Consider the following 21,738-nt stretch of genomic DNA (forward strand, 5'->3'; position numbering starts at 1 on the left):
CTGAAACCTGCATCAGTCGCGGTCGCGCTGCGGCGGCGGGTTGTCGCGTATCCACTGGCGGCGCTGTTCGCTGTTCATTGAACCCCACTGCTTGCGCAGTTCGCCGCGCTGCTCGGGCGTCATCCCGCGCATCTTCGCGAACAGCGCACGTGCCTGCTCACGCTGTTCCGCGCTCATGCCGTCGAAACGACGCATGCCAGTGCGGGCCTGCTCGCGCTGCTCGGGGGTCATCGCCTGCCAGCGCTCGCCATGCCGCAGCATGCGCTGGCGCTGTTCGGGCGGGGCGCTGTTCCAGCGGTCGCGCACCGGGGCAACCAGTGCCTCGCGCTGGGCGGGCGTCAGCTGTTCCCAGGCAGGCGGTGACGCCTGTGCGGAAACCGCGCCGCTGGCCGAAACCAGCACCAGCAACAGAGGCAGCAGGAAGGAACGTCGATCGGTTTTCATCAGGTTACTCCATCGCCAGGTCAGTGCTGGCCAACCACAGGTACAGGTCGGGGTTTTCATCCAGCGTGCCGGTATCGGCCTCCAGGGCGGCCACCATCGGCGCGATGCCGGGTGATGGTGGCGCGCGCATCTGCAGGTTCACGCCGATGCCAAGCGCGGCAACGCCCGCCAGTGCCGTGGCCAGCCACCAGGCCGGGCGGCGCCGTGACGCCGCGCTGGCATGGCGTGCAGCTCGCAGGCGCGCCAGCACGGCCGGTGACAACGACTCCACCGCCTGCTGGTGCAGGGCGTGCAACTGATCGTCGGGGGGCAGGGTGCGGCTCACGTCGGGTTCTCCATCAGGGTCTGCAGCGCGTCGCGCGCACGGGACAGGTGGGTTTTTACCGCGCCTTCGCTGCAGCCCATGGCGCGTGCGGTGGTGGCGCCGTCCAGGTCCTGCAGCACGCGCAGGGTGAAGGCTTCGCGCTGGCGGGCGGGCAACTGGCGCAGTGCCTGCACCAGCGTTTCGTATTGCTCGTGCTGGGCATGCACCTCCGCCGGTCCGGGACCCTGGTCGGCCCAGTCCACCGGCTCACCCTCGGCATCGACATTGTCGCGCCAGAACGGCAGGCGGAAACGGCGGCGACGCTGCAGGTCGATCACCCGCCGCCGCAGGATGCTCCAGAACAGCGGCGGCCATTCGTCGGCGGGCTTGTCGCGGTAATCCAACATGCGCATCAGGCTGTCCTGCACCGCGTCCAGCGCATCGTCGCGGTGGCGCAGGCCGGCTTCGGCGAAGCGGAAGGCCCGCGGCCCCACGCTGGCCAGGAACAGGTCCAGCGTGGCAGGCATCGCATCGGCGGCGGTCGGGAGGGGGCTCACCAGCACAGGGTACGGGTCCTTCGTCAGGCTCACCATGGACAACGCCTGCAAGGGGCGCCGGTTGACCGGGGTGCCCGCATGGTTCAGCCCATGGTTATGATGGGCCACCAACCAGAGCGGGAGGCGTTGCCGGTGAGTGACGGATTCGTAGCGCTGTATATCTTCATGCTGGCGGCCATCGCCGGGCATGTGATCATTTCGCGGGTCCCGGTGATCCTGCATACCCCCCTGATGTCCGGGTCGAACTTCATCCACGGCATCGTGCTGATCGGCGCGATGGTGGTGCTCGGCCACGCGCAGACGCCACTGGAGAAGATCCTCGGGTTCGTCGCCGTAGTGTTGGGCGCCGGCAACGCGGCCGGCGGTTACGTGGTCACCGCGCGCATGCTGGAGATGTTCAAGCCGAGCATCAAGGTCGCCGACAAGAGTGATCCGAAGGAGTCGCAGCCTTGAATATCAGCACGCCGGAACTGCTGGACTGGCTGGTCAAGGCCAGTTATCTCGTTGCCGCCACGTTGTTCCTGCTGGGCCTGCAGCGCATGGCCTCGCCGGTCACTGCACGCAGCGGCATCCGCTGGGCCGGCGCGGGCATGCTGCTGGCCACGGTCGCGACGTTTTTCCTGCCCGAACTGCACAACGTGCCGTTGATCCTGGCGGCGCTGGTGCTGGGCGGCGGGTTGGCATGGTGGTCGGCGGGCAAGGTCGCCATCACCGACATGCCGCAGATGGTGGCGCTCTACAACGGCATGGGCGGCGGTTCGGCGGCGGCCATCGGTGCGGTGGAACTGTTGCGCTATTCCTTCCTGGCCCACCGCGATACCACCCACTGGAGCGCGCAGGCCATCGCCGACCTGGCCGCGCGCCAGCCATCGGGCACGGTGCTGGCACTGGCCGTGACCGGTGCGGCGATCGGTGCGGTATCACTGTCCGGTTCGGTGATCGCCTGGGCGAAGCTGGACGGTCGCTTGGACAAGCGGGTGACCTGGCCTGGGCAGCAGGCGTTGAACCTGCTCGTGGCGCTGGCCGTGGTGGTACTGGGCATCATCGCCGCGTCCACCCTGGCACCGTGGGCGATCATCGCGTTCTTCGTGCTTGCCCTGGCGCTGGGCGTGTTGATGACGCTGCCCATCGGTGGCGCGGACATGCCGGTGGTGATCTCGCTGTACAACGCATTCACCGGCCTGGCGGTGTCTTTCGAAGGTTATGTGCTGGGCAACGAGGCGCTGATCATCGCCGGCATGATGGTCGGTGCGGCCGGCATCCTGCTGACGCGGCTGATGGCCAAGGCGATGAACCGGCCGATCAGCAACGTGTTGTTCTCCAATTTCGGTGGCGGCGCGAGCGGCGAGGCACAGGAAATCAGCGGTTCGCAGAAACCCATCGATGCCTCCGACGTGGCGGCGATGATGGCCTTCGCCGAGCGCGTGGTGGTGGTGCCGGGTTATGGCATGGCCGTGGCGCAGGCACAGCACAAGATATGGGAGTTGGCGCAGCGGTTGATTGCACGCGGGGTGAAGGTGAAGTTCGCCATCCACCCGGTCGCCGGCCGCATGCCGGGGCACATGAACGTGCTGCTGGCCGAGGCCGGCGTGCCGTATGACCTGATCGCCGACATGGACGACATCAATCCGGAGTTTCCCAGCACCGACGTGGTGCTGGTGATCGGCGCCAACGACGTGGTGAATCCGGTGGCGCGTACCGATCCGGCCAGTCCGATCTTCGGCATGCCGATCCTGGACGTGGTCAACGCGCGCAACGTGGTGGTGATCAAGCGTGGGCGTGGCACCGGTTTCGCCGGGATCGAGAACGCGCTGTTCTACGCGGACAATACCCGCATGCTGTACGGCGATGGTGCGCAGGCGGCAGGCGCGCTGGTCAGCGAGCTGAAAGCGCTGGACGGCGGGCATTGAGGGGGGGCAGCCCCTGAACCGGTAGCGCCGGGCCATGCCCGGCGGCTCTCCGTTCCGACATTACGATGGGCCTGAGCCAGGCCACGGTGCTCGCCGGGCATGGCCCGGCGCTACGCAGGGTCAGCGTGCCAGCCAGGCGCCGACCACGGCTGCCACCGGCACCCATATCCAGTCCCACGCACTGTTGGCCAGGCCGACCAGGGTCCATGCCAGATGCGGCCCCATGCGCAGCGCCGACTCCCATGGCGACAGGCCCATCGAGCCGCCCAGCCAGGCGCTGGCGATGCTCCACCAGGCCAGCGCGGTCACCAGCAGGGTGCCGCCGACCACGAGCGCCACGCGCAGTGCGCCACCGCGCAGCGTTCCCAACCGCAGCATGAACACCAGTTCCAGGGCCACCACCACGGCCATCCATCCGGCCTGGTTGCCGATGAACAGTGCAACGAATACCCAGGCGAGCAGGGCGGTGCCGGCCCCCAGCAGCAGCATCAGGGGCCAAAGCCAGGACACGGTCCTGGTACGTACAGCAGTCGAAGGCATGCGGTTTTCCCTTGGGTCGCCCACAGGATACTGGGTTTGCCGCACTGCACGGGCGAGCGGCGGGCCGCTGGGCTAAAATGGCCGCTTGCGCGGCCCGGCCGCAGCCCCATATCGAGCCCCATGTATTCCCGTAGCAGTGAACCTGTCCACTTCGAACGCGACTGCGAGGCCGTCATGGTCCCGCAGGGCGATACGGTGACCCTGCCCGCCGGCAGCTATGGCTACATCACCCAGGCCCTGGGGGGAAGCTATACGGTGTTCGTCGAAGGCAACCTGTTCCGCATCGCCGGCAAGGATGGCGATGCCATCGGCAAGGAGGCCCCGGCGCCGCTGGAGCTGCCCGACGACGCCAGCGACGAGCAGGTCGAACAACTGGTGTGGCAGCAGCTGCGCACCTGCTTCGATCCGGAAATCCCGTTCAACATCGTCGACCTGGGCCTGGTCTACGAAGTGGAGCTGAAGCACCTGGATGACGGCCGCCGCGAGGTCGATGTCAAGATGACCCTGACCGCGCCTGGCTGCGGCATGGGCGACATCCTGGTCGACGATGTGCGCAGCAAGCTGGAAATCATTCCCACGGTCGCCGAGGCCGACGTGGAGCTGGTGTTCGATCCGCCGTGGGGCCGCCACATGATGTCCGAGTCGGCCCGTCTCGAGACCGGCATGCTTTAGACCGGCATGCTTTGATGGACATGCCCTGACCGCATACCGCCCGCGTGGTGGAATCCCGGTAACAACCGCAACCAGAACAGGAAACATCCGGTGTCCCAGTCCAACCTCAGCTTCGACGTCACCCGCTCGGCCCATCCGCGCAGCGCCGATGAGCGCGCCGCCATCCTGGAGAAGCCCGGCTTCGGCCTGCATTTCACCGACCACATGGTGGAAGTGCGCTGGGACAAGGACACCGGCTGGCACAATGCCAACGTGCGTCCATACGGTCCGCTGCTGCTGGACCCTGCCGCTGCGGTGCTGCATTACGGCCAGGAGATCTTCGAAGGCATCAAGGCCTACCGCCACGCAGACGGTTCCATCTGGACCTTCCGCCCGGATGCCAATGGCCGTCGCCTGCAGCGTTCGGCACAGCGTCTGGCGCTGCCGGAACTGCCGGTGGACATCTTCGTGGAATCGCTGAAGCAGCTGGTTGCACTGGACAAGGACTGGGTGCCGTCGGCTGACGAATCCAGCCTGTACTTCCGTCCGTTCATGATCGGCGACGAAGCATTCCTTGGCGTGCGTGGCGCGCACAAGGCCGGTTACTACGTCATCGCCAGCCCGGCAGGCCCTTACTTCGCCAAGGGCGTGGCCCCGGTGTCGATCTGGCTGTCCACCGAATATGCGCGCGCGGCCAAGGGCGGTACCGGTGCGGCCAAGTGCGGTGGCAACTACGCCGCTTCGCTGCTGCCGCAGCAGAAGGCGCAGGCCCAGGGCTGCTCGCAGGTGCTGTTCCTTGACCCGGTTGAAGGCAAGTACCTGGAAGAACTGGGCGGCATGAACGTATTCCTGGTCTACAAGGATGGCACCCTGGTGACGCCGGAACTGTCCGGCAGCATCCTGGAAGGCATCACCCGCGAAAGCATCCTGCAGTTGGCCCGCGACCGTGGCATGAAGGTGGTCGAGCGCAAGGTCAGCATCGAGGAATGGAAGGATGGGGTGGCATCGGGCGACATCACTGAAGTGTTCGCCTGTGGTACCGCGGCAGTGGTTACCCCGATCGGCCAGCTCAAGGGAGAGGGTTTTTCGGTGGGTGACATCGACGCCCCGGCCGGTGAAGTCACCCTGTCGCTGCGCAAGGAACTGACCGATATCCAGTACGGTCGCCTGCCGGACCGCCATGGCTGGCTGGTCAAGCTGGGCTGATCGTCTGGTTGCCCCGTAACGCTGGGCGATGCCCGGTGGTTTTCCGCAGAAGCCCGTCCTCGTGACGGGCTTTTTCGTGGGGGATTGGACAGTGATCGTGGTGCCGGTAGCGCCGGCCCATGCCCAGCTGCGCGGGGTGCCTGCCGATGTCGGCAAAGACACCCGGGGACATGCCGTGGACACCCGCATGCCGTGATGAAGGCATGAAAGTTCCTTCACCTTTACAAATTTTAGACACGGGAAGTCTCATTTCGGACATTTCATGTCGCTGAAGGGGCGCTGAAACGTTGTCGTCCGGTACGCACTCGGACTAGCTTCTGGGTCGGGGCAGCAGACAGGGGCGCTGCCCACACCGGTCGCCCGTTCCCGCCATCCGCCATAGCCAGTGGACAGGGACCGGAACACACCGCCGAATCCGGCATCCATGTTCGACCACCAAAAGGAATTCCGATGTCCCAGGTTTCGCAACCGCGTTTGCGTCAGCGTGCATTGGTCGTCATGAGCGCATCCGTGCTCACCTCCCTGCTCATCGTCGCCCCGGCCATCGCCGGTGACGTGCAGCTCAGCGGTCTGTCTTCCGCACCCACCCACCAGCAGTTCATCGTCAAGTACCGCGACGGAAGCGCACCGCTGGCGACGCGCTCGGCACTGTCGACCTCGTTGAAGACCGCCGCCGCCGGCCTGTCGGCAGGGCAGGGGCGCGCGCTGGGCCTGCAGGAGGTACGCCGCCTGGCCATCGGCCCGACCGTGGTCAAGGCCAACCAGCCGCTCGATGCCGCGCAGGCCGAACTGCTGATGCGCAAGCTGGCCGCCGACCCGAACGTGGAATACGTCGAGGTGGACCAGATCATGCGGCCCACCCTGGTGCCCAACGATGCGCGACTGAGCGAACAGTGGGGTTTCGGCACCTCCAATGCCTCCATCAACGTGCGCCCTGCCTGGGACAAGGCTACCGGCACCGGCGTGGTGGTGGCGGTGATCGATACCGGCATCACCAGCCACCCCGATCTGAATGCCAACATCCTGCCGGGCTACGATTTCATCAGCGACGCGGCGATGGCGCGCGATGGCGGTGGGCGTGACAGCAACGCCAACGATGAAGGCGACTGGTATGCCGCCAACGAATGCGGCGTGGGCTATCCGGCGGCGACCTCCAGCTGGCACGGCACGCACGTGGCCGGTACGGTCGCTGCGCTGACCAACAACAGCACCGGCGTGGCCGGTACTGCCTTCAATGCCAAGGTGTTGCCGGTACGCGTGCTCGGCAAGTGCGGTGGCTACACCTCCGATATCGCCGACGCCATCGTCTGGGCATCCGGTGGTACGGTCAGTGGCGTGCCGGCCAATGCCAATCCGGCCGAGGTGATCAACATGTCGCTCGGCGGCGGCGGGAGCTGCTCGACCACCTACCAGAACGCGATCAACGGCGCGGTCGGCCGTGGTACCACGGTCGTCGTGGCGGCCGGCAACGAGGCCAGCAATGTGTCCACGTCGGTACCGGCGAACTGTGCCAATGTCATCGCGGTGGCAGCAACCACCAGCGCGGGTGCCAAGGCCAGCTTCTCCAACTACGGTGCCGGCATCGACATCTCCGCGCCGGGCCAGGCCATCCTGTCCACGCTCAATTCCGGCACCACGGTACCGGCCGCCGCCAGCTATGCGTCATACAACGGCACCTCGATGGCGGCGCCGCACGTGGCCGGCGTGGTCGCGCTGATGCAGTCCGTTGCGCCGACGCCGTTGTCGCCCGCGCAGGTGGAAACCATCATCAAGAACACCGCACGTGCGCTGCCCGGAGCCTGCTCCGGCGGCTGCGGCGCGGGTATCGTCGACGCCGATGCGGCGGTGACGGCGGCGCAGGGTGGTGGTGGTACCGATCCGGACCCGGGTAACGGCAATGTCCTGCAGAACAACGTGCCGGTGGGCAACCTGTCGGCGGCCTCGGGCTCGGCATTGAACTACACGGTTACCGTACCCAGTGGTGCCAGCCAGCTCCGGGTGACGATCAGTGGCGGCAGCGGTGATGCGGACCTGTATGTTCGCCAGGGCAGTGCGCCCACCGACAGCAGCTACAACTGCCGGCCTTACCTGAGCGGCAACAACGAGACCTGCACCTTCAACAGCCCTGCGGCAGGGACCTGGCATGTAAGGGTGAAAGCCTACAGCACCTTCTCCGGGGTGACGGTCCGCGCGCAGTACTGACGACATCTGTTTCAAAGCACCACACGACGCCTCGGCAATGCCGGGGCGTCGTCGTGACAGGCCTGCAGATCACTGCGCAGATCGGTGAAGGATCCGGCGGCCGACCGATACCGAATACAACTGCCGCCCCGAATGGCGCTGCACTCAGCGCATTGTGCCGGTGGTGTTTTGGGTAGAGGCCCGATACCCGGCGCATGCGTACACGCGGAGGATGGGCTTGCCACGAATCGATGGAGTATGCGTATGAAGATGTCCTGCAAACAAAGTCTTCTGTCACCTGCCATTGCCTGCGTACTGGTGGCGATGTACGGCGCACCGGCCCATGCCGGCGACATAGATCCCTCCGGCCTGGTGCAGGCCGAAACCCACCAGCAGTTCATTGTCCATGTCCGTGCAGGAAGCCAGCTGTCAGGCGACGACAGCGCGATGCAGGCGGCACTTGATCATGCCGGATCCAGGCTGCGCATCGTGACTGGCGGCGCACGATTGCTGCGCCGGATGGCCGTCGGGCCGGCGGTGGTTCGTGCAGGCCATCCACTGGACCGCGCCGAGGCCGGCGCATGGATGGCGGCGGTGGCGAGTGATCCCGACGTAACCCATGTCCAGCTGGACCGCATCATGAAGGTGGCGCTGGATCCAGACGATCCCCGGTTGCGCGAACAATGGGGTTTTTCGACCAGCACGGCATCGCTCAACGTGCGGCCTGCCTGGGACAAGGCCACCGGCGCCGGGCAGGTGGTGGCGGTCATCGACACCGGTCGCACCCGGCATCCCGAACTGGATGCCAATACGCTGCCGGGCTTCGATTTCATCAGCGACGGCGGCATGGCTGGAGATGGCGATGGCCGTGATGACAATCCGGACGATGCCGGCGACAGCCAGTGGGGCCAGCCATCGAGCTGGCATGGCACCCATGTCGCTGGCACGGTCGCCGCGGCGACCAACAATGGGCAAGGCGTCGCTGGAACCGCCTTCGACGCCAAGCTGGTGCATGTCCGGGTGCTCGGCAAAGGCGGCGGCTACTCGTCGGACATTGCCGATGGCATGGTATGGGCCGCAGGCGGCGACGTCCGTGGCGTTCCGCACAACAGGAATCCAGCGAAGGTGCTGAACCTGTCGCTGAGCGGCCAGGGGCCATGCGACAGGGTGTCCCAGGCAGCCGTGGACAGCGCCATCGGCCATGGTGCAACGGTGGTTGTCGCGGCCGGAAACAACAACGCCGACGTGTCGCGCTTTACGCCGGCGAATTGTCGAGGCGTGGTAGCGGTGGCAGCCACGACTTCACGCGGGGCGCGTGCTGGTTTTTCCAACCATGGCAAGGGGATCACCCTGTCGGCGCCGGGCGACAACATTCTCTCCACGCTCAACAGCGGTCGCACCACGCCGGGCGCACCAACCTACGCGGCCTACAACGGCACCTCGATGGCAGCACCACACGTCGCTGGCGTGGTGGCCCTGATGCAATCGGCGGCTGGCGGAAAGCTCAGCCCGGAACAGGTCGTTCGCATTCTCACGGCGACTGCACGGCCGCTGCCGGGTTCCTGCCGTGAAGGATGTGGCGCGGGCATTGCCAATGCGGATGGAGCGGTAGGCAAGGCGATGGAGGCGGGCATCCGGTAGAACGGCGCCGTGATTCGTTGCCGTTGACGTGCTGGTGTCGTACGAAGATCGTCCCCCACCCATGGGGGACGAGCTGGTTTCAGACTGCTTCGAATCGGTTTTCCGCCACGTTCTTGCGTACGCTCTGCGGATTCCAGATGCGACCGTTCATGGCGATGTAGACGCCAGAGGACAGCGACTGGACGGCGCCGATCGCACAGCCGATGTTGAACTCGGCGTCCGATCCGCGGAAGCGTGCCGGGCTCAGCGCGCCAGTCATCACGATGGTCTTGTCCGGAATGGTGGCAAGTACCTTGCCGGTCTGCACCATGGAATCGGTGCCGTGGGTGACCAGCACGTGCCGCGTGGGCTGTGCGGCGATGGTGGCGCGGATCAGTTCACGATCATCGTCGCTGATGTGCAGCGAGTCCTTGCGCAGGATCGGGATCACATTGAAACGGAAGGTCACGCCGAGCTCGCGCAGGATCATGCCGATCTGCGGATCGCCAATCTGGTAATCCGACTTGTCGTCGAAGTAGATCTTGTCGATCGTGCCACCGGTGGTGACGATCAGGAGCTCTTCCATCATGTGCATGTCTTGGAAACCTGGCGCGGCGTTGCAGGGGGCTGGAATACAGATGATACGGCGTGCGGGCGGGGACGTCAGCGACGGCGTCGGCCGAAGCGGGAGCGCAGGCCGGGCAGGCTGGCAGCGAAGATCACCGTGACGGCGAGCAGGATTTCCAGCCATGACCACGGCATGGAGTCGCGATGGCTCCATGCGCTCATCACGCCATGGCTGAACCAGCCCAACGCCAGCACTGACGACCAGAACGCCAATCGTGGGCGCGCACTGCGCCAGGTGAGCAAGCCGAGGCCAAGCAGCAAGGGGGGGGCAGTGAACAGCAGTTGGCTTGCCAGCCAGTGACGGTCATTGGCGAACCAGATGGCAAACACCGCGCCCAACAGCAGCAGGGCGACCACCAACACACGCAGATGGGCCGACAGGGGGGCGGTCATGGCGACAGGCGACGCGCGATGTCGGCAACGCGCCTGCCCAGCGCCCGGGCCAGCACGGCTTCGTCGTCGGTGGGCTGCGGATCGTCATTGGCGCCGGCGACATGGCTTGCGCCGTAGGGCGTGCCGCCACCGGTGGTATGGCTCAGGGCCGGCTCGGTGAAGGGTATGCCGACGATCAGGCAGCCGTGGTGCAGCAGTGGAAGCTGCATGGAAAGCAGGGTCGACTCCTGTCCGCCGTGCATCGAGGCGGTGGAGGTGAACACGGCGGCAGGCTTGCCCGCCAATGTGCCCGACACCCATTCTGCGCCAAGCCCATCGAGGAAATGCTTCATGGGCGCGGCCATGTTGCCGAAGCGGGTGGGGCTGCCCAGCAGCAGGCCGTCGCATTCGGCAAGATCGACAAGGCTGACATAGGGCGCCCCTTCCTCAGGCACCGCAGGGCGGGCGGTCTGGGTGACCGCCGCCACGGCAGGCACGGTACGCAGGCGCGCGGACATGCCGGAAACCTCGCCGATGCCCCGTGCGATCTGGCGCGCCAGCCGTGCCACTGAACCGCCGCGGCTGTAGTAAAGCACCAGGATCTCACCCATCGTGGCCACGTTTCTCGTCCAAGGGACGCCAGTATGGCTATCCTGAGCCCATCATGCATCGGGTACGCTTGCGCCGATGGAACCTTTGAATACGTTCAACCTATGGATGGAACGCGCCCGCGACCGGCCCCGTGCGGCAAGCTTCGGTCGCTTCCTGTGGCGCCGGTTCCTGGATGACCGCCTGTTCCAGGCGGCTGCGGCACTGGCCTACACCACCGTGTTCGCGCTGGTACCACTGGCCATCGTGGTATTTGGCGTACTGTCGGCGTTCCCGGTATTCGACCGCTGGAGCGACCAGCTCAGCGACTACGTGTTCTCCAATTTCGTCCCCAGCGCCGCGCGCGCCGCTGAAGGCTACCTGCGGCAGTTCTCGGCCAGTGCCGGCCAGCTCACGGCCGCAGGCTTCATCGCGCTCGTGATCTCGCTGCTGATCACCCTCAACAGTGTCGAGGAGACGTTCAACCAGATCTGGAGGGTTGGCTCCAGCCGACCGAAGCTGACCCGCTTCCTGGTCTATTGGACCGTACTGACGCTGGGCGCCATGCTTGCCGCCGCCTCGCTGGCGGTGTCGGCGAGGGTCTTCGCGCTGCCGTTGTTCGGCACCCAGGAAGGTCGATGGCTGGCCGATCTGTCGTTGCGGCTGGCCCCTATATTGATTGAGTTCGTCTGTATCACGCTGGTCTATCGGGTAGTGCCGCATCACACGGTGAAATGGCGGCATGCCGTTCCCGGTGCCATCCTGGCGGCGGTGATGCTGGAACTGGTGAAGTGGGGCATCGGTGCCTACCTGGGCAGCTTCCAGTCCTACCAGAAGCTGTATGGGACGGTCGCCTTCGTGCCTATCCTGCTGCTGTGGATCTACCTGTGCTGGGTATCGGTCCTGCTGGGCGCCTCGCTGGCCTCGTCCATGGCCGCCTTCCGCTACCAGCCAGCGGAGCTGCGCCTGCCCGCCGGCTACGAGTTCTACGGCCTGCTGCGCCTGCTCGGCCGCTTCCAGCAGGCACGCTCGCAGGGGCGCGGCCTGACCGACGACGATATCCTGCAGCACGAGCCGATGATGACCGACTCGCTGCTGCAGCAGTTGCTGTGCGACATGGAGCGCATCGCGTTGGTGCGGCGGGCGGAGAGTGGCGAATGGATATTGGCCCGGGACCTGGACCAGCTCACGCTTGCCGATCTGTATGAGTCCACCCAGCTGCGGATCCCGATCGCCGAGCAGCACCTTCCCTATCGCGACGACAGCCTTGGACAGGCAGCGCTGGCGGCGCTGGACGAATTGCGGTTGCCGTTGCGTGAGAAACTCAAGCGCCGCGTCAGCGATATCTATCCCCCCGGAGATACACGATGAGTCCCAAAGCATTAGTCCCGGCCCTGGCTGTCCTGCTGCTGGTGGCATGCAAGCCACCGACGACACCGGTCGCGGACCCTGCTGCGACACCGCCCGCCGAGCCTGCGGCACCGTCCCCGGCCGATCCGGATGCGGCAGGTGCGCCGGACCCTGATGCGGCAGGGGCGGCCGAAGCCGAGCGGGTCACCGCCGAACGGCCGACGCTGGAAGTGACGACCGTGGATGGCAAGGCGTACGACCTGGCGACGCACCGTGGCAAATGGGTGGTGGTGAATTTCTGGGCGACCTGGTGCGCGCCATGCCGCAAGGAGATGCCGGAGCTGTCGGCGCTGCACGCCCTGCGCAGCCAGATCGAAGTCATCGGCCTGGCCTATGAGGACATCGACCCGGCTGATATGCAGGCGTTCCTCAAGGAGCGACCGGTGACCTATCCGATTGCCATCGTCGACCCATACGCGCCGCCAGCCGATTTCGCTACGCCGCGCGGCTTGCCGCTGACCCACCTGATCGATCCGCAGGGCAAGCTGGCGCACTCGTTCGTGGGGCCGGTCACCGCCGCGGATATCGAAAAGCAGATCGCCGCGGCGAAGCAATGAAGGTTCAGCCGGGCGCCACCCCGCCATTTCATGGAATACCCGCTGTTGCCGTGGCGGTTGCCGTGGCTTGAAAGCTTCGGCGGGTGGGGGGGCGCCGCCCGACCGCCCGCTTACTCCTCGACCGGGAAATCCTCGATCGGCTTCAGCACGTCGTAGTGCTCGCGATGCAGTTTGCCCTTCAGCTTCGGCAGCTCCGGCAGCGGTGCATCCACCCGCGTATCCGGCAACCGGTCCAGCAGGTTGCGCACCAGGGTCAACCTGCCCAAGCGCTGGTCGTTGAAATCCACCAGCGTCCACTGCGCCCCGTCGCGATGGGTGGCGCGCAGCATCGCTTCGCGCGCCTCGGTATAGGCGCTGTACTTGCTGCGCGACTTCAGATCCACCGGTGACAGCTTCCAGCCCTTCAAGGGATCGACATGGCGCTCGGCGAAGCGCTTTTCCTGTTGTTCCTGGTCCACGCACAGCCAGTACTTGAACAGCAGGATCCCGTCATCCACCAGCAGTTGTTCGAACACCGGTGCCTGGTGCAGGAACTGCTGGTACTCGGTTTCGCTGCAGTACCCCATCACCCGTTCGACCCCGGCGCGGTTGTACCAGCTGCGGTCCATCAGCACGATCTCGCCGGCGGCCGGAAGATGGGTGGCGTAGCGCTGGAAATACCACTGCGTGGATTCGCGGTCGGTGGGTTTGGGCAGCGCCACCACCCGGCACTGACGAGGGTTGAGGTGCTGGCTGATGGCCTGGATCGCGCCGCCCTTGCCAGCCGTGTCGCGTCCTTCGAACAGCACCAGCAGGCGTTGCCCGCTGTGCTGCACCCAGCGGGCCATCATCGTCAGTTCCAGCTGCAGCGGCTGCAGCAGTTCGTCGTATTCCTTGCGCTTGAGCTTGGCCATCGTCACACCACGCGGGAAGGAAGCCCGAGCGTAGCGCAGCCATTGCTCAGGCGTTGTCGACGCCCGGTGGCGGGCCAACGCCCTGCACCAGAAGGTCGCCGGGCAGCAGGTCTACCTGCTGCCCATTCAACTGCAGCAATGCGCCTGTTGCCGGCTCGCCTTCCTCGTCCAACTCGATCACGCCGTAACTGCCGAAGGCGTTGCCGGCCCAAGGCAGTGCACTGATCCGCGCACTGCCAGTGATCAGGTGTGCTGCGCACAGCTGGAGGCAGCCCATGGCGCGGTCAAGCTGACGCAAGCGCTCGCGCAGGACCGGATCGGCGGGCGAATGCCGAAGCCCGGTGATCGTCTGCTCGCGGGCGGCCTGCAACAGCGGCAGGACCAGCTCGAAACCTGGCTGATCGTTCATGCCGGGCCCTGCCAGCCACGCTCGCGGGCCAACAGCTGCAGCAGCATGGACAGATCGCGTGCGAAGGCGGCCATGTCGAACAGGCCGCTGTGCTGGCGCGCCTGCACCAGCTCGGCGCGCAGCGCGGCCAGCGCCGCTGGGTCGTTGCCGAGGGCACTGGCGGTGGCGACGAAGGCCGCATCGTCGGTCACGTTCATGCGCTCCAGGCCCAAATGGTGGTTGAGGCTGCCTGCCACGCGCGCGGCGAAGGTGTCGCCGGGGCAGGTCAGTACCGGGCAGCCGGCCCACAGTGCATCGGATGCGGTCGTATGTGCGTTGTAGGGGTGGGTGTCCAGGAACAGGTCCGCCAACTGCAGGCGCGCCAGGTACTGCGGGTGCGGCTGCTTGGCCATGAACACCAGCCGCGCCGGATCCACGCCTGTGGCGGTGGCTGCATCGCGCAGGCGCTGGTCGGCATGGCCAGGTCCGGACAGCAGCCACAGCACGCTGCCAGGCACGCGTTGCAGTACGGCAAACGCGCGCGCCATGCTGCGCGGGTTGAGTTTGTAGCTGTTGTTGAAGCAGCAGAATACCGTGCCATGATCGGGCAGGCCGCAGGCCGTGCGTGATGGCGGTGGCGGCAGCATGCGGGTGTTGTCCGATGGCTGGAACGCGCGTGGCAGGCGTAGTACCCGTTCGCTGAAATGTGCTTCCATCGACGTGGGCAGCACGAAGTCGTCGGCCAGCACCACGTCCATCCACGGTGCACCGGAGCTACCGGGGTAGGCCAGCCAGTTCACCTGTAGCGGGGCAGGGCGCATCGCCAGTACTTCCGGCGTACCGCCACCACCCCAGCCACGCAGGTCGAACATCATGTCGATGCCGGCGGCACGGATGCGTGCGGCGATGTCCGCATGGCGCATGGCGGCGACATCGTGCACGCGCGCCGCGGAGGACAATCGCCCGCGGATCGTGCTGCCATCATCGCGGTTGAGCGCGAACAACTGGACCTGCACCGCAGGGTCTGCCTGCAGGTGTTCGAACAGCGCCACGGTCAGCAGCCCGGTGGGGTGCGCACCGAATCCGTTGGACAGAAAGCCCAGCTGCAGCGGGCCCTGCCGACGCAGCGTGGCCGGTGGCAGTGGCTGCACGGATGTGCTGATCTGCCGCGCGCGCAGGCGGGCGCAGGCCAGCTGCTCGGCGGCACCTGCTTCTTCGCTCAGGAATGCGAACGGCTCCACGGCGCCCTGTCCGCGCGTCACCGCATCGCGGACCTGTCGTGACAGCATTTCCACGTCCTGCCAATCGCACAGCCGGCGTTGCCAGGCCAGCCGCTGCGCGGCGATGTAGGGTTCATCGGGAAGCAACGCGTGGGCGCGCCGGTACGCTGCCGCCGCAGCTTCGGCATCACCAGCGTCCTCCAGTGCATGGCCCAGCCACAAGGCAATGCCCGGGTGTGCCGGCATGATCGCCGCTGCCTCGCCCAACAGGCGGGCAGCATCGGCGTGGGCGCCAGCCATCCAGGCGACGCGTCCCAGTCGTGCCAACGCCTCGGGATGGCCCGGGCGCAATTGCAGCGCACGTCGGGCTGCCTGCTCGCCGGCCCGCAGGTCGCCGGCTTCAAGTTCGGCGTCGGCCAGCATGACCCAGGCGATGAAGTCGCCGGGCTGGCGGCGCACGGCCTGCTGCAGTTGCTGCCGCTGGGCGCCGGCCTGCATCGGTCAGGCCGATTCGGACAGCTGGGCCAGTGCGTCGGCCTGGTGCTCGTGCGCCAGCCGCTGCACCAGCGCGTCCATGTCGCCGGCCATCACATTGGGCAGGTCGTACAGGGTAAGGCCTTCGACGCGGTGGTCGGTGATCCGTCCCTGTGGGTAGTTGTAGGTACGGATGCGCTGGCTGCGGTCGCCACTGCCGACCTGCAGGCGCCGCGACTCGGCCTGGGCAGCATCCTGGCGCGAGCGTTCGGCATCGAGCAACTGCGCCTTCAGCCGCTTCATCGCCTTGTCCCGGTTCGCGTGCTGGCTGCGCTCGGTCTGGCATTCCACCACCACGCCGCTGGGGACATGGGTGATGCGGATTGCCGACTCGGTCTTGTTGACGTGCTGGCCACCGGCACCGGAGGAGCGGAACGTATCCACCCTCAGGTCGGCCGGGTTGATCTGCACGTCGTCAACCTCTTCCACCTCGGGAATGATCGCCACGGTGGCGGCAGAGGTATGGATGCGGCCCTGCGATTCGGTCGCCGGGACGCGCTGCACGCGGTGCGTGCCGGATTCGAATTTCAGTCGCGAGAATGCGCCGCGACCGACCACCCGGGCGACGACTTCCTTGTACCCGCCGTGTTCTCCGGGGTTGTCCGATTCGACTTCGACCTTCCAGCCCTGGCGCTCGGCATAGCGGGCGTACATGCGGAACAGGTCGCCGGCAAAGATCGCCGCTTCGTCGCCGCCGGTACCCGCGCGTACTTCCAGGAACAGGTTGCCGTCATCGCGCGCATCGCGTGGCACCAACAGCAGGGCCAGCTCCTGCTCCAGCTGTTGCAGGCGCGCCTGCGCCGCGTCGATCTCCTCTTCGGCCAGCGCGCGCAGGTCCGGGTCGGCGCGCATGGCTTCGGCAGCCGCAAGGTCGCCCTTGGCACGGGTTTCGTCGGCCAGTGCGATCGCCACCGGTTCCAGCTGGGCGAACTCGCGGGAAAGATCGCGGAAGCGCTTGTTGTCGGCAACCACGTCGGGCTCGGCCAGCAGGCGTTCCAGTTCGTCGCGGCGCTCGGCCAAGGCTTCCAGCTTACGGCGCAGGGTCGGCGTCATCAGTTCTCACAGGTGCGTGGTGGTAGCCCGGGGCAGCCGGGAACAGGCGTTCGGCCGCGCGGGCCAGGTCGGCGTCGCCACTCAGCGCGGCCGCACGCAGTGCGGCGGTGGGCGGATGCAACAGCCGGTTGGTCAATCCGTGCGCAAGCAGTTCCAGTACTTCATCAGCAGGTTTGCCGTGCGCCAGTTGCTGGCGTGCGCGTTGCAGCATCTCCGCGCGGGTCGCTTCGCCGAATGCACGCAGTTGTTTCAGCGGCGCATGGCGTGCTCCGGCCTGCTGGGTTTCGACATAGCGGGCCACCTGCAGGTCGATGATCGCTTCTGCTTCGGCGGCCGCCTCGCGACGGCCCTGGCGGTTGTCTTCCACCGCCCGTTCCAGGTCATCGACGGTGTACAGGAAGGCATCATCGAGCTCGGCGACCGTCGGCTCGATGTCACGCGGTACGGCCAGGTCGAACAGCAGCATGGGTTTGTGCCGGCGCGCGCGCAGGGCCGCGGCCACCGTATCGCGGTGGATGACCGGCTCGCGCGCGGCGGTGGCGGAGAACACGATGTCGGCCTCGGCCAGGTGGCGATCCAACTCGGTCAACGGCAGCGCGACGCCGCCATGGCGGCTGGCCAGGTCCTGGGCGTGGGCCAGCGTGCGGTTGGCCACCAGCAGGCGCCGCACCTTGCCTTCGCTCAGGTGGCGGGCTGCAAGCTCGATGGTCTCGCCGGCACCGACCAGCAGCACCGTCGAATCGTCCAGCCGTGCGAACGCATTCTGCGCCAGCCGGACGGCGGCCGAAGCCACGGAAACCGGGTTGGCGCCGACCTGGGTATCGGTTCGCGCGCGCTTGGCCACCGAAAAGGTCTGCTGGAACAGCCGGTCCAGGCGCTGGCCGAGCAGGCCCTGCTCGCGCGCGACGGTCCATGCGTCCTTCACCTGGCCGAGGATCTGCGGCTCGCCCAGCACCATGGAGTCCAGTCCCGTGGCGACCCGGAACAGGTGGCGCACCGCATCCGCATCGGCGTGCTGGTACAGATAGCCCTGCAGGTCGCCGGCCTGGCTCTGCAACCAATGGTTCAGTGCCTGTCCGGAGTCGGCAACCGCATACAGTTCAGTGCGGTTGCAGGTGGACAGCAGCACGGCTTCGGCGATCTGCGGAGTATCGCGCAGCGAATCCAGCGCGCGCGGCAGCGCGTCACCGGCGAAGGCCGCGCGTTCGCGCAGGTCCACCGGTGCGGTCTGGTGATTCAGTCCGAGCACCCACAGGGTCATTGTTCAGTTGCTTGCGATAAGCTGCTGGCCATAGGCACTCATTTTAAGGCCCCAATGCCGCCGATGCCCGCATTGATTCGCATCTCCAGTGTTCTGTTGCTCAGCCTGATGGCTGGCCAGGCGCTGTCAGCCCCATCCTCCGCCCGTGCGCTGGCGCGCGCCGAGGCCTCCCAGGAACCTTCCCTGGAGCCTGCGCTGGCGGGGGAATTCGCCCTGCAGGCCGGCAAGCTGGGCGAGGCCGCCGGGCAGTACCTGCTGGCCGCCAAGGCCAGTGACGGCGACGCCGGACTGGCCGAGCGTGCCACCCGTATCGCCATGCTGGCCAACGATGATGCCGGTGCGGCGCAGGCGTTGGCGCTGTGGCAGCAGCGTGCGCCGCGCTCGCTGGCCATGCGCAGTGCCGCCGCCGCATTGGCGATGCGCCAGGGCCAGCCGGCACAGGCGGTCACTGAGCTGAAGGCGGTGCTGGCGGAGCCGGATGAGTCCGGATGGAAGTTCGCGCTGGCCGCATTGGTCGGTGGCGGGCGTGATCCGGCGGTGCCGGCGCAGGTACTCGACGCGCTGGTCACGGACGATGCCATCCCCGCGCGGATCGAGGTGTGGCAGGAATTCGGCCGCCTGGCCATGAGCATGGAACGACCTGAGCTGGCCCAGCGCATGGTCGACCAGGTGGTCCGCCGCTTTCCCGATGATCCGCGGGTCGCGCTGTTGCGTGCCAGCCAGTTGAACCAGGTCGGCAAGACCGCAGAGGCAATGGCGACGTTGCAGGCGCTGGAGCCGCAGACCCGTACCAGTCCTGACCTGCGCAATGCCGTGGCCATCGCCTATGACGCGATGAATGAGTCTGCCGCCGCCGAGCGCGTGTTGGCCTATGGCCCGCAGGACGTACAGACCTTCGGCATGCGTGCGTCGCTGCTGGCCAAGCGTGAAGACGCCGCAGCGCTTTCCGCGCTCTACGCGGAACTGTCGAAGGCCGCCAGCAAGCCGGACCCGGCCCAGCGCCTGTTGCTGGGCAAGATCGCCGAATACCTGAAGCGCTACCAGGAGGCAGTGGACTGGTACCACAGCGTTCCCGGAGGCGATGAACTGAGCGAAGCGCGGCTGCGTGCAGCCAATGCACTTGGGCTGCTGGGCAACCAGGACAAAGCCCTGGAAGAGGTACATGCGATCCAGTCCGACCCCATGCTGGCCGAAGAGGCGCGTCGCGATGCCTACCTGCTGGAAGCCGAACTGCGCCTGCGGGCGGGTGACGAGGCGGGTGAGCTGGATGCGCTGGCCCGCGGGCTTGCCGCTTACCCCGATGAAAACGCACTGCTGTATGCCCGCGCGCTGGCGTGGGAGCGTCGCGACGACATCGCGCGCGCCGAGGCCGACCTGCGCAAGGTGCTGGTGACCGAACCGGAGAACGTCGCCGCGCTGAACGCGCTGGGCTATACCTTGGCCGATCGCACGTCGCGTTATCAGGAAGCGCTGGAACTGATCGACCGCGCGCGCGTGGCCGAGCCGGACAATCCGGCGATCATCGACAGCCATGGCTGGGTGTTGTATCGCCTGGGTCGCAATGAAGAGGCGCTGGCCCAGCTGCGTCGTGCCTACACCGTGGTGAAGGATGCGGAGATCGCTGCCCATCTGGGCGAAGTGCTATGGGTGATGGGCCGCCAGGACGAAGCGCGGCATTACTTCGATGAGGCGGCCAAGCTGGACCCCGACAACCGCGCGCTGCAGCGCGTCCGCGAGAAATTCAATCCATGATGTTTTCGATCGCACGTCCCTTGCTGCTGCTGGCCGCGGGCCTGGCGTTGAGTGCCTGCACCAGCGTGGGGACGCAGAAGGCGCCCCCCCCTGACGTGGCCTATACGGTGTCGCCGGCCGCCGAGCGGGCCGAGGCGGCGCGGGTACAGGCGCTGCGCGCACAACCGGACTGGGAGTTCCAGGGCCGGGTAGCTGTCAGCAAAGGCAGGAACGGCGGCAGCGGTCGAATCGACTGGAGCCAGCAGGGCGACGCCTACCAGGTCCAGCTCAGCGCACCGGTGACCCGGCAGAGCTGGCGCCTGCACGGCGATGCCGGGGGTGGGGCAGGGCGGCTGGAAGGACTGGAAGGCGGTCCCCGCGAGGGGGGCGATGCGCATGTGCTGCTGCTGGACGCTACTGGCTGGGACATTCCCGTCAATCAACTGCCGGACTGGACCCGCGGACTGGTGCTGGAAGGATCGGATGAAAGTGGCCTGCAGCGCGATGTCGATGGACGGCCGCGGCGGCTGCAGCAGGCCGGTTGGGACGTGCAGTACCTGGAATGGTATCCGGCTGGCGAAGGCCGGCAGGCCCTGCCGCGACGCATTGAAGCCAGCAGCGGCGATGCCCGGGTGCGGCTGGTGATCGATCAATGGGGCGCGCAGAGTCCATGACGCCGGTTCCTGATGACGCGGGTGGCTGGTCCTGGTGGCCGGCTCCGGCCAAACTGAATCTGTTCCTGAACATCACGGGTCGACGCAGCGACGGCTACCACACGTTGCAGACGGTGTTCCGGCTTCTGGATTGGGGTGACCGTATCGGACTGCGACTGCGCGCCGATGGCCAGGTGTGCCGGCAGGGCGCGTCGCTTGCGGGCGTGGCGGAAGCTGACGATCTTGCTGTTCGTGCGGCAAGGCTGCTGAAATCGTCGGCCAATATCGGCCATGGTGTCGATATCATCGTTGAAAAATCGATTCCTGCCGGTGGCGGTTTTGGCGGGGGGTCGTCCGATGCGGCGACGGTGCTGGTCGTGCTCAACCGTCTCTGGAAGGTGGGGCTGGATGAAGACGGGCTGGCCGCGCTGGGCCTGCGATTGGGCGCGGACGTCCCGGTTTTCGTCCGCGGCCACAATGCATGGGCCGAAGGGGTGGGCGAGCAGCTGCAGCCGGTGGTGCTTGCACCGGCCTGGTACGTCGTTGCCGATCCGGGCGTGCATGTGCCTACGCCAGCCCTGTTTGCAGACCCCGATTTGACGCGCGACAGTCCAATGGCGAAAATAGAGGACTTCGCTTCCGGATCCTTGGCCGGCAATGCGTTCGAACCGGTGCTGCGCCGCCGCGAGCCTGCCGTAGAGGCGGTGCTTGTCGCGTTGAGCAGGATCGGGACGGCGCGGCTGACGGGGTCGGGAAGTGGGTGTTTCGTCGAGTTTCCGTCGCAGGCAGCTGCTGCGGAGGCGAAGGCGGGACTTCCGAAGGAGTTGCGGGCGTGGGTGGCCGCGGGCGTTGCACGTTCGCCACTGCTGGAAGCACTCGAGCGTAACTGATTTTTTGATGCAGGGGCGTCGCCAAGAGGCCCAAGGCACCAGGTTTTGATCCTGGCATTCGTAGGTTCGAATCCTACCGCCCCTGCCACTTGCGGTCGTGTCCGCGCCAACCAGCGCATCTGTCTTGCGCGGGACGTGGAAACCGCCG

At 66.7% G+C, this 21,738-nt stretch carries 22 protein-coding genes, 1 tRNA gene and 1 pseudogene; 12 read left to right on the plus strand and 12 right to left on the minus strand.

The features are described 5' to 3' along the window. Positions 1-12: 12 nt before the first annotated feature. The 3 genes from H4O11_RS14015 to H4O11_RS14025 are packed head-to-tail and all read right to left on the minus strand — an operon-like array spanning position 13 to position 1,341. Entirely contained in the window at positions 13-444 is a 432-nt protein-coding gene (locus H4O11_RS14015; RefSeq protein WP_182340043.1) for a DUF3106 domain-containing protein, read from the minus strand. 4 nt (positions 445-448) lie between these two features. Beyond that, the gene (locus H4O11_RS14020) at positions 449-769 is read right to left on the minus strand and encodes a hypothetical protein (RefSeq protein ID WP_182340044.1); all 321 of its coding nucleotides are present in this window, start codon (positions 767-769) and stop codon (positions 449-451) included. Further along, complete coding sequence (locus H4O11_RS14025) at positions 766-1,341, minus strand: RNA polymerase sigma factor (protein WP_182340045.1); 576 nt, start codon at positions 1,339-1,341, stop codon at positions 766-768. The genes H4O11_RS14020 and H4O11_RS14025 overlap by 4 nt, the downstream gene beginning before the upstream one ends. A gap of 96 nt (positions 1,342-1,437) precedes the next feature. Here H4O11_RS14025 and H4O11_RS14030 point away from each other — a divergent pair, with 96 nt between their 5' ends. Together H4O11_RS14030 and H4O11_RS14035 are read left to right on the plus strand one after the other, a co-directional pair. Continuing rightward, positions 1,438-1,758: a proton-translocating transhydrogenase family protein gene (locus H4O11_RS14030; RefSeq protein WP_182340046.1), complete on the plus strand. Its 321-nt coding sequence runs from the start codon at positions 1,438-1,440 to the stop codon at positions 1,756-1,758. Then, the gene (locus tag H4O11_RS14035; protein ID WP_182340047.1) at positions 1,755-3,215 is read left to right on the plus strand and encodes an NAD(P)(+) transhydrogenase (Re/Si-specific) subunit beta; all 1,461 of its coding nucleotides are present in this window, start codon (positions 1,755-1,757) and stop codon (positions 3,213-3,215) included. The genes H4O11_RS14030 and H4O11_RS14035 overlap by 4 nt, the downstream gene beginning before the upstream one ends. A gap of 120 nt (positions 3,216-3,335) precedes the next feature. Here the strand turns inward: H4O11_RS14035 and H4O11_RS14040 are convergent, their stop codons facing one another. Beyond that, entirely contained in the window at positions 3,336-3,755 is a 420-nt protein-coding gene (locus tag H4O11_RS14040; protein WP_182340048.1) for a hypothetical protein, read from the minus strand. A gap of 120 nt (positions 3,756-3,875) precedes the next feature. On the opposite strand from H4O11_RS14040, the gene sufT reads away from it, so the two are divergent. From sufT to H4O11_RS14060, 4 genes and pseudogenes are all read left to right on the plus strand, one after another. After that, a complete protein-coding gene (gene sufT, locus H4O11_RS14045) occupies positions 3,876-4,427 on the plus strand; it encodes a putative Fe-S cluster assembly protein SufT (protein WP_182340049.1) in 552 nt (183 codons plus the stop codon). 90 nt (positions 4,428-4,517) lie between these two features. After that, positions 4,518-5,612, plus strand: coding sequence for a branched-chain amino acid aminotransferase (locus H4O11_RS14050; RefSeq protein ID WP_182340050.1), 1,095 nt, complete (start codon positions 4,518-4,520; stop codon positions 5,610-5,612). Positions 5,613-6,062: 450 nt separating this feature from the next. Further along, positions 6,063-7,814 (plus strand): S8 family peptidase, encoded by a 1,752-nt coding sequence (locus H4O11_RS14055; RefSeq protein WP_182340051.1) that lies wholly within the window; start codon positions 6,063-6,065, stop codon positions 7,812-7,814. Between the two features lie 243 nt (positions 7,815-8,057). After that, a pseudogene (locus H4O11_RS14060) lies at positions 8,058-9,425 on the plus strand (S8 family peptidase); the annotation flags it as partial. An 88-nt stretch (positions 9,426-9,513) separates the two neighbouring features. Here the strand turns inward: H4O11_RS14060 and H4O11_RS14065 are convergent. The 3 genes from H4O11_RS14065 to wrbA all read right to left on the minus strand — a co-directional run bounded on the left by H4O11_RS14065 (position 9,514) and on the right by wrbA (position 11,023). Then, complete coding sequence (locus tag H4O11_RS14065; protein ID WP_182340081.1) at positions 9,514-9,999, minus strand: asparaginase domain-containing protein; 486 nt, start codon at positions 9,997-9,999, stop codon at positions 9,514-9,516. Positions 10,000-10,076: 77 nt separating this feature from the next. Next, positions 10,077-10,433: a DUF2069 domain-containing protein gene (locus H4O11_RS14070; protein WP_182340053.1), complete on the minus strand. Its 357-nt coding sequence runs from the start codon at positions 10,431-10,433 to the stop codon at positions 10,077-10,079. Continuing rightward, positions 10,430-11,023, minus strand: a complete 594-nt coding sequence (gene wrbA / locus H4O11_RS14075) for an NAD(P)H:quinone oxidoreductase (protein ID WP_182340054.1) — start codon at positions 11,021-11,023, stop codon at positions 10,430-10,432. The genes H4O11_RS14070 and wrbA overlap by 4 nt, the downstream gene beginning before the upstream one ends. A 76-nt stretch (positions 11,024-11,099) precedes the next feature. Between wrbA and H4O11_RS14080 the strand changes: the two genes are divergently transcribed. Both H4O11_RS14080 and H4O11_RS14085 read left to right on the plus strand, forming a co-directional pair. Beyond that, positions 11,100-12,371: a YihY family inner membrane protein gene (locus H4O11_RS14080; protein ID WP_182340055.1), complete on the plus strand. Its 1,272-nt coding sequence runs from the start codon at positions 11,100-11,102 to the stop codon at positions 12,369-12,371. Further along, positions 12,368-12,967, plus strand: coding sequence for a TlpA family protein disulfide reductase (locus H4O11_RS14085; protein WP_182340056.1), 600 nt, complete (start codon positions 12,368-12,370; stop codon positions 12,965-12,967). Before H4O11_RS14080 ends, H4O11_RS14085 begins: the two co-directional genes overlap by 4 nt. A gap of 110 nt (positions 12,968-13,077) precedes the next feature. Here H4O11_RS14085 and ppk2 read toward each other — a convergent pair whose 3' ends face one another. Genes ppk2 through hemA form a run of 5 tightly spaced genes read right to left on the minus strand, consistent with a single transcriptional unit; the run spans position 13,078 to position 18,316 of the window. Further along, entirely contained in the window at positions 13,078-13,860 is a 783-nt protein-coding gene (gene ppk2 / locus H4O11_RS14090) for a polyphosphate kinase 2 (protein ID WP_182340057.1), read from the minus strand. Positions 13,861-13,906: 46 nt separating this feature from the next. Beyond that, complete coding sequence (locus H4O11_RS14095) at positions 13,907-14,269, minus strand: hypothetical protein (RefSeq protein ID WP_182340058.1); 363 nt, start codon at positions 14,267-14,269, stop codon at positions 13,907-13,909. Continuing rightward, positions 14,266-15,966: an O-linked N-acetylglucosamine transferase, SPINDLY family protein gene (locus H4O11_RS14100; protein WP_182340059.1), complete on the minus strand. Its 1,701-nt coding sequence runs from the start codon at positions 15,964-15,966 to the stop codon at positions 14,266-14,268. The genes H4O11_RS14095 and H4O11_RS14100 overlap by 4 nt, the downstream gene beginning before the upstream one ends. Before the next feature lie 3 nt (positions 15,967-15,969). Continuing rightward, positions 15,970-17,055 (minus strand): peptide chain release factor 1, encoded by a 1,086-nt coding sequence (prfA, locus tag H4O11_RS14105; protein ID WP_182340060.1) that lies wholly within the window; start codon positions 17,053-17,055, stop codon positions 15,970-15,972. Next, the gene (hemA, locus tag H4O11_RS14110) at positions 17,033-18,316 is read right to left on the minus strand and encodes a glutamyl-tRNA reductase (protein WP_182340061.1); all 1,284 of its coding nucleotides are present in this window, start codon (positions 18,314-18,316) and stop codon (positions 17,033-17,035) included. Before hemA ends, prfA begins: the two co-directional genes overlap by 23 nt. 63 nt (positions 18,317-18,379) lie before the next feature. On the opposite strand from hemA, the gene H4O11_RS14115 reads away from it, so the two are divergent. From H4O11_RS14115 to H4O11_RS14130, 4 genes are all read left to right on the plus strand, one after another. Then, complete coding sequence (locus H4O11_RS14115; RefSeq protein WP_182340062.1) at positions 18,380-20,068, plus strand: tetratricopeptide repeat protein; 1,689 nt, start codon at positions 18,380-18,382, stop codon at positions 20,066-20,068. Beyond that, entirely contained in the window at positions 20,065-20,721 is a 657-nt protein-coding gene (lolB, locus tag H4O11_RS14120) for a lipoprotein insertase outer membrane protein LolB (protein WP_182340063.1), read from the plus strand. Before H4O11_RS14115 ends, lolB begins: the two co-directional genes overlap by 4 nt. Next, complete coding sequence (gene ispE, locus H4O11_RS14125; RefSeq protein ID WP_182340064.1) at positions 20,718-21,590, plus strand: 4-(cytidine 5'-diphospho)-2-C-methyl-D-erythritol kinase; 873 nt, start codon at positions 20,718-20,720, stop codon at positions 21,588-21,590. Before lolB ends, ispE begins: the two co-directional genes overlap by 4 nt. A gap of 11 nt (positions 21,591-21,601) precedes the next feature. Continuing rightward, positions 21,602-21,678: transfer RNA gene (locus H4O11_RS14130), tRNA-Gln, on the plus strand. Positions 21,679-21,738: the final 60 nt, after the last annotated feature.

The sequence above is a fragment of the Stenotrophomonas tumulicola genome (assembly GCF_014117215.1).
In the GTDB taxonomy this organism is placed as follows: domain Bacteria; phylum Pseudomonadota; class Gammaproteobacteria; order Xanthomonadales; family Xanthomonadaceae; genus Stenotrophomonas; species Stenotrophomonas tumulicola.

Excerpts from the sequence above, each read along its gene's own strand:
- H4O11_RS14100 (WP_182340059.1), bottom strand. The coding sequence starts at position 15,966 with ATGCAGGCCGGCGCCCAGCGGCAGCAACTGCAGCAGGCCGTGCGCCGC.
- H4O11_RS14055 (WP_182340051.1), top strand. The coding sequence starts at position 6,063 with ATGTCCCAGGTTTCGCAACCGCGTTTGCGTCAGCGTGCATTGGTCGTC.
- ppk2 (WP_182340057.1), bottom strand. The coding sequence starts at position 13,860 with ATGGCCAAGCTCAAGCGCAAGGAATACGACGAACTGCTGCAGCCGCTG.
- H4O11_RS14095 (WP_182340058.1), bottom strand. The coding sequence starts at position 14,269 with ATGAACGATCAGCCAGGTTTCGAGCTGGTCCTGCCGCTGTTGCAGGCC.
- sufT (WP_182340049.1), top strand. The coding sequence starts at position 3,876 with ATGTATTCCCGTAGCAGTGAACCTGTCCACTTCGAACGCGACTGCGAG.
- H4O11_RS14115 (WP_182340062.1), top strand. The coding sequence starts at position 18,380 with ATGCCCGCATTGATTCGCATCTCCAGTGTTCTGTTGCTCAGCCTGATG.
- wrbA (WP_182340054.1), bottom strand. The coding sequence starts at position 11,023 with ATGGGTGAGATCCTGGTGCTTTACTACAGCCGCGGCGGTTCAGTGGCA.
- H4O11_RS14040 (WP_182340048.1), bottom strand. The coding sequence starts at position 3,755 with ATGCCTTCGACTGCTGTACGTACCAGGACCGTGTCCTGGCTTTGGCCC.
- H4O11_RS14085 (WP_182340056.1), top strand. The coding sequence starts at position 12,368 with ATGAGTCCCAAAGCATTAGTCCCGGCCCTGGCTGTCCTGCTGCTGGTG.
- lolB (WP_182340063.1), top strand. The coding sequence starts at position 20,065 with ATGATGTTTTCGATCGCACGTCCCTTGCTGCTGCTGGCCGCGGGCCTG.
- H4O11_RS14025 (WP_182340045.1), bottom strand. The coding sequence starts at position 1,341 with ATGGTGAGCCTGACGAAGGACCCGTACCCTGTGCTGGTGAGCCCCCTC.
- hemA (WP_182340061.1), bottom strand. The coding sequence starts at position 18,316 with ATGACCCTGTGGGTGCTCGGACTGAATCACCAGACCGCACCGGTGGAC.
- ispE (WP_182340064.1), top strand. The coding sequence starts at position 20,718 with ATGACGCCGGTTCCTGATGACGCGGGTGGCTGGTCCTGGTGGCCGGCT.
- H4O11_RS14070 (WP_182340053.1), bottom strand. The coding sequence starts at position 10,433 with ATGACCGCCCCCCTGTCGGCCCATCTGCGTGTGTTGGTGGTCGCCCTG.
- H4O11_RS14080 (WP_182340055.1), top strand. The coding sequence starts at position 11,100 with ATGGAACCTTTGAATACGTTCAACCTATGGATGGAACGCGCCCGCGAC.
- H4O11_RS14065 (WP_182340081.1), bottom strand. The coding sequence starts at position 9,999 with ATGGAAGAGCTCCTGATCGTCACCACCGGTGGCACGATCGACAAGATC.
- H4O11_RS14015 (WP_182340043.1), bottom strand. The coding sequence starts at position 444 with ATGAAAACCGATCGACGTTCCTTCCTGCTGCCTCTGTTGCTGGTGCTG.
- prfA (WP_182340060.1), bottom strand. The coding sequence starts at position 17,055 with ATGACGCCGACCCTGCGCCGTAAGCTGGAAGCCTTGGCCGAGCGCCGC.